Annotated in this window: 14 protein-coding genes; all 14 read left to right on the top strand. The window is 30.3% G+C overall.

The genetic code is table 11. The features are described 5' to 3' along the window. Window positions 1–45: 45 nt before the first annotated feature. The 14 genes from galU to ACWW38_RS02940 all read left to right on the top strand — a co-directional run bounded on the left by galU (window position 46) and on the right by ACWW38_RS02940 (window position 16,271). Window positions 46–951, top strand: coding sequence for a UTP--glucose-1-phosphate uridylyltransferase GalU (gene galU, locus ACWW38_RS03005; RefSeq protein WP_456259344.1), 906 nt, complete (start codon window positions 46–48; stop codon window positions 949–951). A gap of 168 nt (window positions 952–1,119) precedes the next feature. Further along, window positions 1,120–2,958 carry a polysaccharide biosynthesis protein gene (locus ACWW38_RS03000; RefSeq protein ID WP_456259343.1) on the top strand — a complete coding sequence of 613 codons (1,839 nt, stop codon included), beginning with the start codon at window positions 1,120–1,122 and terminating at the stop codon, window positions 2,956–2,958. A 117-nt stretch (window positions 2,959–3,075) separates the two neighbouring features. Continuing rightward, the gene (locus tag ACWW38_RS02995; RefSeq protein ID WP_456259342.1) at window positions 3,076–4,392 is read left to right on the top strand and encodes a nucleotide sugar dehydrogenase; all 1,317 of its coding nucleotides are present in this window, start codon (window positions 3,076–3,078) and stop codon (window positions 4,390–4,392) included. Window positions 4,393–4,449: 57 nt separating this feature from the next. Then, a complete protein-coding gene (locus ACWW38_RS02990) occupies window positions 4,450–5,553 on the top strand; it encodes a Gfo/Idh/MocA family protein (protein ID WP_456259341.1) in 1,104 nt (367 codons plus the stop codon). A gap of 16 nt (window positions 5,554–5,569) precedes the next feature. Then, window positions 5,570–6,310: a DapH/DapD/GlmU-related protein gene (locus tag ACWW38_RS02985; RefSeq protein WP_456259340.1), complete on the top strand. Its 741-nt coding sequence runs from the start codon at window positions 5,570–5,572 to the stop codon at window positions 6,308–6,310. A 160-nt stretch (window positions 6,311–6,470) separates the two neighbouring features. Continuing rightward, window positions 6,471–7,178: an acylneuraminate cytidylyltransferase family protein gene (locus ACWW38_RS02980; protein ID WP_456259339.1), complete on the top strand. Its 708-nt coding sequence runs from the start codon at window positions 6,471–6,473 to the stop codon at window positions 7,176–7,178. After that, window positions 7,171–8,217, top strand: coding sequence for an N-acetylneuraminate synthase (gene neuB, locus ACWW38_RS02975; RefSeq protein WP_456260404.1), 1,047 nt, complete (start codon window positions 7,171–7,173; stop codon window positions 8,215–8,217). Before ACWW38_RS02980 ends, neuB begins: the two co-directional genes overlap by 8 nt. 47 nt (window positions 8,218–8,264) lie before the next feature. Further along, entirely contained in the window at window positions 8,265–9,413 is a 1,149-nt protein-coding gene (gene neuC / locus ACWW38_RS02970) for a UDP-N-acetylglucosamine 2-epimerase (protein WP_456259338.1), read from the top strand. Between the two features lie 16 nt (window positions 9,414–9,429). Continuing rightward, window positions 9,430–10,068, top strand: coding sequence for an acetyltransferase (locus ACWW38_RS02965; RefSeq protein ID WP_456259337.1), 639 nt, complete (start codon window positions 9,430–9,432; stop codon window positions 10,066–10,068). Window positions 10,069–10,072: 4 nt separating this feature from the next. Further along, window positions 10,073–11,122, top strand: a complete 1,050-nt coding sequence (locus tag ACWW38_RS02960; RefSeq protein WP_456259336.1) for a nucleotidyltransferase family protein — start codon at window positions 10,073–10,075, stop codon at window positions 11,120–11,122. 40 nt (window positions 11,123–11,162) lie between these two features. Beyond that, window positions 11,163–12,158, top strand: coding sequence for an NAD-dependent 4,6-dehydratase LegB (locus ACWW38_RS02955; protein ID WP_456259335.1), 996 nt, complete (start codon window positions 11,163–11,165; stop codon window positions 12,156–12,158). Between the two features lie 99 nt (window positions 12,159–12,257). Then, entirely contained in the window at window positions 12,258–13,358 is a 1,101-nt protein-coding gene (locus ACWW38_RS02950) for a LegC family aminotransferase (protein WP_456259334.1), read from the top strand. Between the two features lie 18 nt (window positions 13,359–13,376). Continuing rightward, window positions 13,377–14,807: a hypothetical protein gene (locus ACWW38_RS02945; protein ID WP_456259333.1), complete on the top strand. Its 1,431-nt coding sequence runs from the start codon at window positions 13,377–13,379 to the stop codon at window positions 14,805–14,807. A gap of 12 nt (window positions 14,808–14,819) precedes the next feature. Then, complete coding sequence (locus ACWW38_RS02940; protein ID WP_456259332.1) at window positions 14,820–16,271, top strand: lipopolysaccharide biosynthesis protein; 1,452 nt, start codon at window positions 14,820–14,822, stop codon at window positions 16,269–16,271. Window positions 16,272–16,273 lie beyond the last annotated feature (2 nt).

Raw genomic sequence — 16,273 nt, 5'->3', positions numbered from 1 at the left:
ATAAGTTTAAAAATAATTATTAATATGTGAAGGGAGAAATCTTATATGAGGGTAAAGAAGGCTATAATACCAGCAGCAGGACTGGGGACAAGATTTTTACCAGCAACTAAGGCTCAACCGAAAGAAATGCTTCCAATAGTAGATAAGCCAACTATTCAATATATTATAGAGGAAGCAGTAGCGTCAGGAATAGAAGAAATATTAATAATAACAGGAAGAAATAAGAGGGCAATTGAGGACCACTTTGATAAATCTATAGAGCTTGAAAATCAATTAGAAGCTAAGGGGAAAGAGGATCTTTTAAATATGGTAAATGATATATCCAATATGGTGGATATATATTATATACGGCAAAAAGAACCAAAGGGACTTGGGCATGCAATAAATTGTGCAAGAACCTTCGTTGGAGATGAACCTTTTGCAGTAATGCTTGGAGATGATGTAGTAGATAGTGAAGTTCCTTGCTTAAAACAATTAATAGATTGTTACAATGAGTATAAAACCACTATACTAGGAGTACAGCAAGTACCCGAAGAGGATGTTACTAAGTATGGTATAGTTCAAGGAATGTATATTGAGGACAGAGTATATAAGGTAAAGGACCTAATTGAAAAGCCTAAAGTCGAAGAAGCTCATTCTAATATAGCTATACTGGGAAGATATATTATAACTCCTCAAATATTTGAAATACTTGCTGAAACTAAACCAGGTAAATCAGGAGAAATCCAGCTTACAGATGCACTAAAAACTCTAATTAAGCAGGAAGCTATGTATGCTTACAATTTTGAAGGAAGAAGATATGACGTTGGGGATAAACTAGGATTTTTGGAAGCTACTGTAGAATTTGCATTAAAAAGAGAAGAATTGAGAAGTGATTTTATGAAATACTTAATTTCAATTAAGGATAACCCTAAATTTGCTGAAATATATAATCAAATAAATAAAAAATAAATAGATTTTTGTGTTATAATAGACATGTCCTATGCATAATTTTAAATTTATGTATAAAACATGTCTTTTTAAATATTCAAATAATTTCAAAAAACATTGAATAATTTCAAAAATGATGTAAAATGATTTAGGGACAGATTGAATAACAAACTTTAAGGATGTGATAATTTGAAAAGTAATAGAAAGTTTTTATTTTATGATATAATTTTAGTTACAGTTTTCTTATACTTTGCGTTGTTATTGAGATTTGAATTTAAGATACCGGGTGAATATATAACTTTTTTTAAGGTGTCTATTATCCCAGTTATTCTTTTTACAGTGGTTTGCAATAGAATGTTTCATTTGTATGATTTCATATGGAAATATGCATCTATTGATGAATTAATGTCTATTATTTATTCAGTATCATTGGCAAATATAATTTTTATACTTTACAGTTATACAATTAACTATAAATTGCTAAAGTTTATGCATTACAGATTTCCAGCTACTGTACACATTATTTTCTGGCTATTATCAATAGGAGCATTAGGTGGAACAAGATTTTTTTATAGAATCATGGGAAGAAACGATACTATACCAGAGTGTGAAAAAGAAAATTCTAAAGTACTTATAATTGGTGCAGGTGATGCAGGTGCTATGCTTATTAAAGAAGTTAAAAAGCATAATACACTAAATTATGATATTGTGGGATTAATAGATGATGATCTATATAAAAAAGGTCATGTTATAAATGGAATTAAGATATTAGGAAATAGAAATGACATTGAGAAAATATGTGAAGAAAAAAAAGTAGAAGAGATATTCATTGCTCTTCCATCTGCTCCTTTTCAAGAAAGAAAAGAGATATATAATATATGCAAAAAAACAGGTTGTAAATTAAAGACACTTCCAGGTATCTACGAAATAATTAATGGCGATGTAAATATAAGTCAATTAAGAGATGTAGATATTAATGATCTTCTAGGAAGAGCACCAGTTAAACTAAATAATAAGAATATAAATAAATATATATACGATAAGGTAGTTCTAGTAACAGGTGGTGGAGGATCAATTGGTTCTGAACTATGCAGACAAATAGTTAAGTTCAAACCTAAAAAACTTATAATACTTGATATCTATGAGAATAATGCTTATGATCTTCAAATGGAATTGAAATATAAGTATCCAAATTTAGATTTGGAAGTAGCAATTGCATCTATCAGAGATATGAAGAGGTTAAAGGAAATATTTGAAAAATATAGACCTTATGTAGTATTCCATGCTGCAGCTCATAAACATGTTCCTCTTATGGAGGCAAATCCTGCAGAGGCTATAAAGAACAATATAATTGGAACATATAATTTAGCGAAATGTAGTGATATGTATAAAGTTAATAGATTTGTTCAAATTAGTACAGATAAAGCTGTAAATCCAACAAACGTTATGGGAGCTACTAAAAGATTCTGTGAAAAAATTATCCAAGCATTTGGAAAAGAAAGTGAAACTGAATATGTAGCAGTTAGATTTGGAAATGTGCTTGGAAGTAATGGTTCTGTAATACCACTATTTAAGAAGCAAATTAGACAGGGGGGGCCTGTTACAGTTACACACCCTGAAATCAATAGATTTTTTATGACTATTCCTGAAGCAGCACAACTTGTAATACAGGCTGGTGCTATGGCAGAAGGAGGAGAAATTTTCGTTCTTGATATGGGTGAACCAGTAAAAATAGTAGACTTAGCAAGAGATTTGATCAGATTGTCAGGGTTAAAACCAGACGAAGATATTATGATTGAATACACTGGATTGAGACCAGGAGAGAAACTATATGAAGAACTATTAATGGATGAAGTAGCTCTTACATCTACAGAACATGAAAAAATATTCGTTGAAAAACCTATGGAATTTGATATGAATTATGTAGATCAGGCTATTGGAGAATTTAAAGAAGTTATATACAAAGATAAAGAAGATATAATTAAACTTCTTGAAGAAAAAGTTCCAACTTACAAGAGAAAGCAATAAAAATCTTATTGCATATACATTGAGAGTATGGAAGAGAATATTAATAGAATCGTTAAAATAATTTATAATTTAAAACTTAAGCATAAATAAACCTTATTTTTAGGAGGAAGTATAATAATGACAACTTTAAAAGAAGACCTTTTATTAAAAATTAAAAATAAAACTGCTAAACTAGGCGTTGTAGGCCTAGGATATGTAGGATTACCGCTGGCTGTAGAGAAGGCTAAAGCTGGTTATGATGTAATAGGGTTCGATGTACAAGAAAAGAAAGTACAATTAGTAAATGAAGGACATAACTATATTGGAGATATACTAGATCAAGACTTAGAGGATTTAGTGAGAAATGGAAAAATAAAAGCAACAACTGATTTTTCATTTGTTAAAGATGTAGATGCAGTTGCAATAGCTGTTCCAACTCCACTTGACAAGTTCAAACAACCAGATGTGTCTTATGTTGTTAACTCTACTAAAGATGTTGCAAAATATATCCATAAAGGTATGCTTGTAGTTCTTGAAAGTACAACTTATCCAGGAACAACAGAAGAAATAGTTAAGCCTATTCTAGAAGAATCAGGGTTAAAATGTGGAGTGGACTTTTTCTTAGCTTTCTCTCCAGAAAGAGTTGATCCAGGTAATAAGCAATTTAAAACTAAAAACACTCCAAAGGTAGTGGGAGGAATAACAGCTGACTGTACTGAAGTTGCAGCAGCATTATACAGCAATGTATTAGAAGGAGAAATACACAAAGTTTCATCACCAGCAGTAGCTGAAATGGAAAAAATACTTGAAAATACTTTTAGACATATAAACATTGGTCTTGCAAATGAAATGGCTATATTATGTAAAAAGATGGGTATAGATATTTGGGAAGTTATTGATGCAGCTAAGACAAAGCCATACGGATTTATGGCATTCTACCCAGGTCCAGGTCTTGGAGGACACTGTATACCATTAGATCCATTCTATTTGACTTATAAGGCTAGAGAATTTGACTATCATACAAGACTTATAGAGACAGCAGGAGAAATAAATGACTTCATGCCTGAATTTGTAGTAGATAATGCTATGAAGTTATTAAATGGAGCTAAAAAAGCAATGAATGGTTCAAAAGTTCTTTTAATGGGAATAGCTTATAAGAAGGATATTGACGACATGAGAGAGTCTCCAGCATTGAAAGTTATTGAACATCTAGAAAAGAATGGAGCAGAAATAGTTTATAATGATCCATTTGTACCAAGCTTTAAACATAATGGAAAAGAATATGTATCTGTAGAATGGGAAAATGCTATTGAAAATGCTGATATAGTTATTATAACAACAGATCATAGCTGCTATAATTATGAAGAAATAGTTAAAAAATCAAAAATATTCTATGATACAAGAAATGCTTCAAAAGAAGTTAAAGAAAATAGAGAAAAAATACACAAACTTTAGAATTAACAGGATAGACCCTTTAGGGTTTATCCTTTATTATGATTAAGGAGTGATATCATGAAAAAACTTAAATTTGCTATAATAGGATGCGGAAGAATATCATATAAACACGTTGAAGGTTTAATAAATAATAAAGAAGAAGCTACTCTTGTAGCAACATGTGACATAGATATAGACAAAGCAATTGCAAAAAAAAATGAATACATAGAAAAAATGGGATCAGAGTTTACTGTAAACACTTATAGTGATTATAAAGAAATGTTGGAAAAAGAAGATATCGATGTTGTTACTATAGCAACAGAAAGCGGATACCATCCTGAAATTGCAATTTATTGCATGAACAAGGAAAAGCATGCTGTAGTAGAAAAACCTATGGCCCTTTCAATTAAAGATGCTGATGAAATGATAAAAACAGCTAAAGAAAATAATGTGAAATTGGCAATATGTCATCAAAACAGATTTAACAAACCTATTCAACAATTGAGAAGTGCTGTTGAAGGAGATAGATTTGGTAAGCTTATTAATGGTACTGCAAGAATACTTTGGAATAGAAATATGGGATATTACGAGCAAGCGCCTTGGAGAGGAACTTGGAAGCTTGATGGTGGTACTCTAATGAATCAATGTATACATAACATAGATTTGCTTCAATGGATGATGGGCGGAGAAATAGACACTGTATATGCTCAATGCGATACATTTTTAAGAGATATTGAAGCAGAAGATTTTGGAGCAATTTTAATACGTTTCAAAAATGGATCTATTGGAATAATTGAAGGAACTGCCTGTGTATTCCCTAAAAACTTAGAAGAGACATTAAGTGTATTTGGTGAAAAGGGAACAGTTTGCATAGGAGGCCTTGCAGTAAATAGAATAGAAAATTGGAGATTTGAAGACAATTTAGATAGTGAAGAAGATATATTGAAGGCTCAAGAAGGAGATCCAGATAGTGTTTATGGAAGTGGACATACGCCACTATTTAAAAATGTTATAGACGCTATAAATAATAATATTAGTCCTTTAATAAGTGGAGAAGAGGGTAAAAAAGCAATGTCAATAATTCTTGCAGCATATAAGTCAAGACTTACTGGAATGCCTATAAAATTCCCATTAGAAGACTTCTCAACATTAGATATGGAAAAAGCAATTACAAAAAAATAGAAGAGAGGATACAATTATGAAATATATTTCGGAAAGTTCTAAGATTGGGAAGAATGTAAAGATAGGACATTTTGTAGTTGTAGAAGACAATGTTCAAATAGGAGAAAATTGTATTATAGGACATAACGTAGTAATACATGAGGGAAGTATAATTGGAAACAATGTAAGAATAGATGATAATACTGTAGTTGGAAAAACTCCAATGAGATCAGTTAATAGTATATTTAAAGATGATAAAGAGTATGAACCATGTAAAATTTCTGATGAATGCTTAATAGGTGCTGGAGTAATTGTATACTGTGGATGTGAAATAGGAGAAAAGACTCTTATTGCTGATTTAGCTACTATAAGAGAAGATGTAACTATTGGAAGTAAGACTATTATTGGTAGGGGGGCCACTATTGAAAATTTTTGTAAGGTGGGCTCTAACTGTAAGATTCAAACTAATGTATACTTAACAGCTTATTCAGAAGTTGAAGATTATGTTTTTATTGCTCCTTGCGTAGTTACTTCTAATGACAACTATGCAGCACGTTCTAAGGAAAGATTTAATCATTTCAAAGGAGTAACCATCAAAAAAGGTGGAAGACTTGGAGCTGGAGCTATAGTGTTGCCAGGTAAAACTATAAATGAAGATGGATTTGCAGCAGCAGGCAGTGTAGTTACAAAAGATATAGAGACAGCAACTATAGTTACAGGTAATCCTGCTAAGAAGTTTAGAGAAGTTCCGGAAGACCAATTGCTTAAAAATCAGTAGTAATGAAATATATTATCTATTAAGAACTAGATACTAATCTCTATAGATGGGAGGTTAGTGATTAATCATCAGTTACTAGATATTAATCAATTATTATTAATTAACCAGATTTAATATCTAGTAATTGTTTCCTAGTACCTATTAAAAAGAGGTGACGTGCATGTACAAGGATAAAAGAATACTAGCTATAATTCCAGCAAGAGGTGGATCAAAGGGAATACCACACAAAAACATTATAAACATATGTGATAAACCACTAATAGCCTATTCTATTGAGGCCGCCCAAAAATCTAAATATATTGATTATGTACTGGTTTCAACAGATGATGAGGAAATAAAACAGGTATCTTTAAAATATGGAGCAGAGGTCCCATTTTTAAGACCTGAAGAAATATCAAATGATACAGCTAAATCTATAGATGTAGTTTTACATGGATTAAAGTATCTTGAAGAGCATGGCAATATTTTTGATTATTTGGTCTTATTGCAACCTACATCACCTTTAAGAACCTATGAAGATATAGATGAAGCTATTGAAGTGCTTATGGGAAGCAAGGTGGATTCTCTTGTAAGTGTATGTGAAGCACAAGAAAATCCGGTCCTTATGAGGATTATTGATAATGAAAAATTAAGACCTTTTATAGAATTTAAAGGGGATAACTTGAGACGACAAGATTTACCAAAGTTTTATATATTCAATGGAGCACTATACATAAATTCAGTAAATATGCTTATTAATGAAAGTGTTTTTGTAAATGACAATACAATGCCATTCGTAATGGAAAGTAATAAATCTATTGATATTGACACTATGTTAGATGCAAAATTAGTAGAACTTATATTAAAGGAGAATGACAATGATAATTAAAGTAGGAAATAAGATTATTGGAGATAATTATCCTTGTTTTATTATAGCTGAAGCTGGAGTAAATCATAACGGAGATATAAATTTAGCAAAAGAGCTTATAGATAAAGCTGTTTATGCTGGTGTTGATGCAGTTAAGTTTCAGACTTTTAAAAGTGAGAAGCTAGTAACAGGCTATGCTTCCATGGCTAAATACCAAAAGAACAATATAGGGTCTGAAGACAGCCAGTTAAATATGCTAAAAAAACTTGAATTATCCTACAATGAATTTGTTGAACTAAAAGATTACTGTGATAAAAAGAAAATAATATTTATGTCAACTCCTTTTGATTTTGAAAGTTCCGATTTTTTAAATTCTATAGGAGTTGACGCATTTAAAATAAGCTCAGCAGATTTGAATAATATACCTCTTTTAGAACACATAGCGGATTTTAAGAAACCTATAATTTTATCTTCAGGTATGGCTACTTTGGGAGAAATAGAAGATGCACTTATTAGTTTAAATAATAAGGAAGTAGAAGATGTAGCAGTTCTTCATTGTACATCTAACTATCCAGCAGCATTACAGTCTGTAAATTTAAAAGCTATGGATACGATTAAAAATTCTTTTAAAGTGCTAGGCGGTTATTCAGATCATACAGAAGGCATTTCTATTCCAGTTGCGGCTGCAGCTCTAGGAGCTAATATAATTGAAAAACATTTTACACTAGATAAAAACATGGAAGGGCCAGACCACAAGGCTTCTTTGGAGCCAGAAGAACTTAGAAGTATGGTTAAAGCAATTCGAGATGTGGAAATGGCACTTGGTAGTGGAATTAAAATGTTTACTAAAAGTGAAATGGATACTATGGCCGTTGCAAGAAAGAGCATAGTAGCATCAGTAGATATTAAAGAAGGCCAAATAATTGGAATGGATGATTTAGAGTATAAGAGACCGGGAAGTGGATTAAGTCCAAAATACTACAAAATGGTTTTAGGAAAAAAGGCAAGAAAAGAAATAAAACAGGACGAACAAATTACTCTAGATTTAATCCAAAACTAAAATAATAGGAACTGTAAAAGGTTATAAATAGGAAGGATTGGAATAAGTTGAAAAGAAAAATTGCTGTTATTACAGGAACACGTGCCGATTATGGAATATATTATTCAGTTCTAAAGGCTATAGAAAATCATTCAGAATTGGATTTAAGTTTGATAGTTTGTGGAATGCATCTTTCATCTGAATTTGGTTTAACTGTAGAAGAAATTGAAAGTGATGGTTTTTTTATAGCTGATAAAATAGAAACTATATTATCTTCAGATACAGGAGCTTCAATGGCTAAATCAATAGGAATAACTCTTATGGGAGTAACTCAGACACTAGAGAGAATAAAACCAGATGTGCTATTGGTACTTGGAGATAGAGGAGAGATGATGGCAGGAGCACTTGCTGCTATTCACATGAATATACCAGTAGCACATATTCATGGTGGTGAGGTTACTGGAACAGTGGATGAGTCAATTAGACATTCTATAACAAAACTTTCTCACATACATCTGCCAGCTACGGAAGACAGTAAAGAGAGAATATTGAAAATGGGTGAAAAGGAAAAGAACATATATGTAGTTGGAGCACCTGGAATTGACTATATAAAAAATACCCAATACCTTTCTAGAGAAGAGCTGTTGAAAAGATTTAATTTAAAAGATGATAGGCTATTTATAATGACTCAGCATCCTGTAACTACAGAAAGAGATGAAGTAGAGTGGCAGGTAAGACAAACATTCGAAGCATTAGTTGAATGCGGAATACAAACAATCGTTTCATACCCTAACAGTGATAATGGTGGAAGAGAGATAATAAAAGTAATTGAAGAGTATAGAAGCAAATATGATTTCTTTAAAGTTTTTAGAAATTTAAGCCAAGTAGAATATTTAAGTATTCTCAATGTTGCAGATGCCATGATTGGAAATTCCTCATCAGGAATAATTGAAGCTCCAAGTTTTAAGCTTCCAGTTATAAATATAGGAACAAGACAAGATGGAAGACTTAGAGCTGTAAATGTAATAGATGTAGGATATACAAAAGAAGAAATTTTAAGTGGAATTAATAAAGCTCTATATGAAGGTGAATATATTGAAAAATTAGCATCATGCATAAATCCTTATGGAAATGGAGATGCTGGAGAAAAAATAGCAGATATTTTGTGCAAAGTAGAGATAAATAAAGAACTTATACAAAAAAGAATAACTTATTAAGAAAGTGATTATGGTTATGGAGAAAATCGTTTTAGTTGGTGGCGGAGGCCACTGTAAGGTTATAATAGATATTATTAAGAGCACTAAGAAGTATGAAATTATAGGTGTTACAGATAATAATAAAATAGGAGAAAAATTATTAGATGTACCGATAATAGGAAATGATGATATGCTTCCTGAATTATTCAAAAGTGGAGTGAAAAATGCATTTGTATCATTAGGAGCTTTAAATAATATTGAAGTTAGAGATAAAATTTATAACAAGTTAAAGAAGATAGGATTTAATATACCTAAACTGATACATAACAAAGCGGTGGTTTCACCTTATACCGAAATCCATGATGGTACTTGTATTATGGCTGGAGCTATTGTAAATGCAGGTGCTGTAATTAATGAAAATTCTATAATAAATACTTCTTCTGTTATAGAACATGACTGTATTATTGGAAGAAATACTCATGTCTCACCAAGAAGCTGCATAGCAGGAGGCTGTAGTATTGGTGAAAACAGTCATATAGGAGCAGGATGTTGTATTATTCAAGGAATAAATATAGGAAGTAATGTAGTAATAGGGGCAGGAGCTGTTGTGCTAAAAGATATAAAAGATCATGTAACGGCAGTAGGTATCCCTGCAAAAATAATAAAAAGTAGGTGATTCTATGAAGTTCTCAATAGAAACATATTGCATAAAACTAAGTGCAACAATAAAAGATGCCATGGAATCTATAGACAAGAACCTAACTGGAGGAGCTTTTGTAGTTGACGATGATTTCCAGGTAAAGGGTGTTATAACCGATGGAAATATTAGAAGGGCTATATTAAAAGGGCATAATATTAATGAAAGCATAGAAGGAATATATAGCAGAGAATTTAAGTATGTAACACAGTACGTAAGCAAGAAAAAAGTTAAAGACTTAATGCTTAAATATAAAATTAGACAAGTGCCTGTATTAGATGATAAGGGTAAAATTATAAATTTATATTTTTTAGATGATGTAATATCCTATGATGATAAAGATAACTGCGTATTTATATTGGCAGGTGGCTTAGGAACAAGGCTTAGACCTCTTACAGAAAATACACCTAAACCTATGCTGAAAGTAGGAGACAAACCTATTCTAGAGCATATAATTGAACAGTTTAAAGAATATGGATTTAAAAATTTTATAATATCTCTAAACTATAAAGGAGAAATTATAGAAGAGTATTTTAAAGACGGTAAAGGCTTAGATGTAAATATTCAATATGTTAGAGAAACGAAAAAATTAGGTACTGCAGGTTCCATAAAATTAGCTGAAGAAAAGCTGACAAAGCCTTTTATAGTAATAAATGGAGATATATTAACTGGAATAGATTTTGATGCATTTTTAAATTATCATATAAAAAATGAATTCGATGTAACTGTTGGCGCAAGAAATTATGAAATCAAAGTTCCCTATGGAGTTATGGTTACAGAGGATAATCTAATAAAATCATTGGAAGAAAAACCTGTATACAGTTTCTATATTAACAGTGGTGTCTATGTATTAAATGAAAAAGCAGTAAAGCTTATTCCAAATGATGAAATGTACAACATGACTGACCTAATTGAGGATGTTATAGGCAATAATGGAAAGTCTGGAGTTTATAAAATTACAGAATACTGGTCAGATATTGGCCAAATGGATGATTTTAAAAAGGCAAATGAAGATATAAAGAAATTTTTCTAAAGAACACTAAATTAAAATTTAATATAAGGAGTGTAATTTGATGAATTGGAAAGGTAAAAAGGTATTAGTTACAGGAGCAGAAGGATTTATAGGTAGTCACCTAACTGAAAAATTAGTTGAACTAGGAGCAGATGTTACAGCTCTTGTACAGTATAATTCCTTTAACAACTGGGGATGGATTGATACTTTTGATAATAATATAAAAAATAGTTTAAATGTAATTACAGGTGATATTAGAGAATATGACAATGTAAAGAGAATGGTTAAAGGACAAGAAGTTATAATGCACCTTGCTGCACTTATAGCTATACCTTATTCTTATTTATCACCAATGGCATATGTAAGAACAAATGTTGAAGGAACTACTAATATTTTAGAGGCATGCAGAGATGAAGAGAATATAGAAAAGATAGTACATACATCAACTAGTGAAACATATGGTACAGCGCTTTATGTGCCTATAGATGAAAAACATCCAATGCAAGGACAATCACCTTACTCAGCTTCTAAAATAGGAGCAGATAAGATGGCAGAAAGTTTTTATAGATCATTTAATTTGCCGATTGCCACTTTAAGACCTTTTAACACTTATGGACCTAGACAATCAGCAAGGGCGGTAATTCCAACTATAATATCTCAAATACTTGCAGGTAAAAGAGAAATAAAATTAGGAAGTTTAACTCCAACTAGAGATTTCAACTATGTAAAAGATACAGCAGAGGCTTTTATTAAGGTTGCAGAAAGTAACAAAACAATTGGAGAAGTAGTAAACGCAGGTTCAAATTATGAAATAAGCATCGGAGATACAGTTAAAAAGATAATAGATATAATTGGAGAAGATGTTAAGATAATTTGTGATGAAGAGAGAATAAGACCTGAAAAAAGTGAAGTTAATAGATTATGGGCTGATAATACAAAAATAAAACAATTAACTGATTGGGCACCAAAATATACTCTTGATGATGGTTTAGCAGAAACTATAGAGTGGATTAAGAAGAATATTCAATATTATAAAACAGATATTTATAATGTTTAGTTTTTAAATTACTGTTAGAGTTTTTAAAATAATTGTTAATTATATATAGATTTAAATTAATTAGTCTATTTTTTAGATATAATTGAGAGGAGTAAAAAAATGATACCTTTATGTATACCCGAAATAAGAGGAAATGAATGGAAGTATGTTAAAGAATGTATAGATACAAATTGGGTGTCTTCTGTAGGTAGCTATGTAACATTATTTGAAGAGAGATTTTCTCAGTATGTTCAAAGTAAGAAAGCTGTAGTTACTATGAATGGTACAGCAGCTATACAATTAGCTTTAATAGCTCTTGGTATAGGAGAAGGGGATGAAGTTATAGTACCTTCTATGACTTTTATATCTCCTGTAAATGCTATAAAATATGTGGGAGCTGTTCCGGTATTTTGTGATGTAAGAAGAGATACATTTGTAATGGATGAAGAAAAAATAGAGGATTTAATTACTGAAAAGACAAAAGCTATTTTGCCAGTTCACATATATGGTCATCCTGTAGATATGGATAAAGTTATGGAAATAGCAAAGAAATACAATCTATATGTTATAGAAGATGCTACAGAAGCACTAGCTTCACAATATAAAGGGAAAATGGCCGGAACTATAGGGCATATAGGATGCTTTAGCTTTAATGGAAATAAGCTTATAACAACTGGAGCGGGTGGAATGCTTGTTACAAATGATGAAAAGTTAGGTGAAAGAGCTAAGTTTTTATCTACTCAGACTAAAGTTGTTTTAGAAAATAAGGCTTTTTATCATCCAGAAATAGGATATAACTTTAGAATGCCTAATTTACTTGCTGCTTTTGGAGTAGCCCAACTAGAACAAGTAGAAGAATATTTAAAGGTTAAATTAGAAAATGCAGCATATTATAATGAAAAGTTGAAAGATGTTAAGGGTGTAACACTACCTGTAGAAATGCCATGGGCTAAAAATTGCTTTTGGTTATATTCAATTTTAATTGAAGATGATTACCCTATTAGCAGAGACGAATTGATAAAAAAATTAGGTGAAAACAAAATTGAATCAAGAACATTTTTTATGCCTGTGCATGATATGCCTCCATATAAGGAATGTAAAGCAGGAGACATGAAAGTAACAGAAGAAATAGCTGCAAGAGGTATAAATTTACCAAGCTCAGCTTCACTTACAAAAGAGCAGATAGACATAATTTGTGAAGTTATTAAAAATCCATTTTAAATATAAACAGGTGAAAATATGGATCTTATTGATAAGTTTTTAGAATATGAGTATAATCACAATCTATTTAATGAAGAGATATGTGAAATTAAATTTTGGCACTTTATAAGGTTTAAACTTTATCAAAATATATTAAAACAAGTAAATCATACTGGTGAATTAAGTTCTACTCCTCAGAGGAGTAAAATGGAAAAATTACAGGTTATGATTGATCAAGTTTATAATATATTATTTAAAAGCCCCCTTTGGGGGCTTAAACCTAAGGAAGTGCTTGTTTTAAATTCTCCTAGAAGGCTAAAAAGTGGAAACTGTTATGAGTGTATATACACAGATGATTTGATAAAAGATTTAGATCTGCCTTATTATGTGTTAGAATACCCATACTTAGGAAAACATTTTAAGCCCGTAAGGACAAAAAATTTATTATATTTTGATAGTGTATCACTTAAAAGAACTCTATTAAGAAGAAAATACATGAAAGAAAAGAAGTTTTCACTAAGAGATGAAGACTTAAAGCTTATAGAAAATATAATAAAGGATTTAAACAGTATATTTGAAGTAGATATAAAGTTAGACTTTTTAATTAATGAAGTGGAAGATGTAATATATAGCTATAAAACTACTTTTCAATATTACAATAAAATTTTAGACAATATAAAACCAAAGGTTATCTTAGAAGTTTGTCACTATGAATTTGATAAACTGTTAATTAATGAAGTAGCTAAGAAAAAAGGTATAAAAGTAATAGAACTTCAACACGGAACAATAGACAAATATCATGTTTCATACAATTTTTATAAAAAAATGAGTTTGCCTAATTTTCCTGATTATATTTTTACCTTCGGAGAATATTGGAGTAAGACATCAAGATTTCCAATAGAGAAAGAGAATATAATAGACATAGGTTTTTACAACTTTGAGAAAAAACAAAGTGAATTTAGAGATAAAAGTGAAGCTAGAAATATTTTATTTATATCTCAAAATACCATTGGAAAAGAATTAAGCAAATTAGCCCTAGAATTAAATAAAAAGTTAGATGGGCAATATAAAATAATTTATAAGCTTCACCCAAGAGAGTTTCAAGTATGGAAGGTGGATTACCCAGAACTTGTGAACAGTGGTATAGAAGTTATTGATAATAATGATAAAGATCTTTATTATTATTTCTCTATATCAGACATGCAGGTAGGAGTGTATTCTACAGCTGTATTTGAAGGAATAGGGTTTAATGTTAAGACTTGTATTTATAATACTTTTGGACATGAGTATATGAAATCATTGTATGAAAGTGGATGTGCAAGACTTGTAGATAACGAAGATGAAATAATAGAAGAATTAAGTTGTGAGAAGCTTAATGATATAAATGTGAAAGAAAAATTATGGAAAAGCAATAGCTTGGAAAACTTCAACAGAAAATTGAAGTGTATAATTGCTATGAAAACAGAATAAAGGATGGATGGTGTGAATAGCAAAAGTAAGTTTTTAAAAAATTCTGTAGTGTATACCATTGGAGATTTATTGCCAAAGGTTATAACTTTTTTTATGATTCCTGTATTGACAGGGCATATGAGCAAAGCTGATTATGGTATTTACAACTATTTAATAGTTTTAATTGGCTTTTTTTCTATGGCATATGTTTTAGGTTTAGACGGTGCACTAACAAGATTTTATTATGAGTATAAGGATAAGGGTAAGGAAAAAGAATTAATAAGTTCTATTTGGATATTTTTACTTATATATGACATATTAATATCTATAGTTCTCTTATTCCTAGGTAAGGGAATTATTAGTAAGCTAATTTTAAAAGATATTCCTTTTAAACCATATTTTATATTCTTAGTACTCATTTGTTTCTTTACTACTTTTTCCTCACTTCCTCTAGTGTTAGTGAGACTAAGAGAACAGGCTTTTAGATTTGGATTGTTTAATATAATTACTACAATAGTAAATGTTTTCTTTATTTTTTACTTTGTAAGCTATAAAAAACAAGGAGCAGAAGGAAATTTAAAAGCAAATTTAATTACTTACGTTATTTTCAGTATTGTTTATTTTATACTTAATTTTAAAGATTTGAAACCTGTTATAGCTCCTAAAATTATCAAAGGGGCATTGAAATATGGAATACCTCTTATTCCACATGCTCTTGGTGCTTGGATATTAATGTCCTCAGACAGATTCTTTTTAAATATGTATAGAACTAAAGATGAACTTGGTATCTATGGATTAGGGTATCAATTTGGTATGCTAGTTTATTTCTTAATTGTAGCTGTAAACAAAGCATATGTTCCTTTTTTCTTTAAAACAGCTGAAGAAGAAAAAGAAAATGCACCGAAAGTATTTGAGGAAATAATAAGGTATTATCTTGTAATTATCATAACTATAGGTTTTGGATTGGCACTGTTTTCTAAGGAAATAATATCTATAATGGTACCTAATAAAAGCTATCATATAGCATATACTATTGTTCCATTAATCGCTCTTGCTTATGTCCTTAATGGATTTTATTTTATGTCTGTAAATGGAATTTTTTATTCTAAGAAGACATATATTCTACCTGTATCTACAGGTATCAGCGCAGTGGTAGATGTAATACTAAACTATTTATTAATACCTAAGTATGGAATGTATGGTGCAGCTATAGCTACTGCTAGTGCTTACTTAGTATTATTTATTGTTACCTATTATTATTCTCAAAAGTTTTACTATATAAAATGGCAATGGAAAAATATTTTACTAAATGGTTCATTGTGTATAGCCTTATTTTATGTAGGCAAAATAAGCATAAGTAGTTTATTGCTAAGCATTTTATTTAAGATTGTACTGTTTTTATTGTATATAGGGGCATTATTCCTATTTAAGATACTTTCCTACGAAAAATTGAAGTATTATATGAAAAAAATTCTAAAGAGATAAAT

The organism is Clostridium sp. JNZ J1-5 (genome assembly GCF_053901425.1).
Note: the sequence above shows the minus strand (reverse complement) of the source record. Positions and strands in the feature narration are given on the sequence as shown.

Coding starts and splice junctions, on each gene's coding strand:
- galU (WP_456259344.1), top strand. CDS start 46: ATGAGGGTAAAGAAGGCTATAATACCAGCAGCAGGACTGGGGACAAGA.
- ACWW38_RS02995 (WP_456259342.1), top strand. CDS start 3,076: ATGACAACTTTAAAAGAAGACCTTTTATTAAAAATTAAAAATAAAACT.
- ACWW38_RS02990 (WP_456259341.1), top strand. CDS start 4,450: ATGAAAAAACTTAAATTTGCTATAATAGGATGCGGAAGAATATCATAT.
- ACWW38_RS02985 (WP_456259340.1), top strand. CDS start 5,570: ATGAAATATATTTCGGAAAGTTCTAAGATTGGGAAGAATGTAAAGATA.
- ACWW38_RS02980 (WP_456259339.1), top strand. CDS start 6,471: ATGTACAAGGATAAAAGAATACTAGCTATAATTCCAGCAAGAGGTGGA.
- ACWW38_RS02965 (WP_456259337.1), top strand. CDS start 9,430: ATGGAGAAAATCGTTTTAGTTGGTGGCGGAGGCCACTGTAAGGTTATA.
- ACWW38_RS02960 (WP_456259336.1), top strand. CDS start 10,073: ATGAAGTTCTCAATAGAAACATATTGCATAAAACTAAGTGCAACAATA.
- ACWW38_RS02955 (WP_456259335.1), top strand. CDS start 11,163: ATGAATTGGAAAGGTAAAAAGGTATTAGTTACAGGAGCAGAAGGATTT.
- ACWW38_RS02950 (WP_456259334.1), top strand. CDS start 12,258: ATGATACCTTTATGTATACCCGAAATAAGAGGAAATGAATGGAAGTAT.
- ACWW38_RS02945 (WP_456259333.1), top strand. CDS start 13,377: ATGGATCTTATTGATAAGTTTTTAGAATATGAGTATAATCACAATCTA.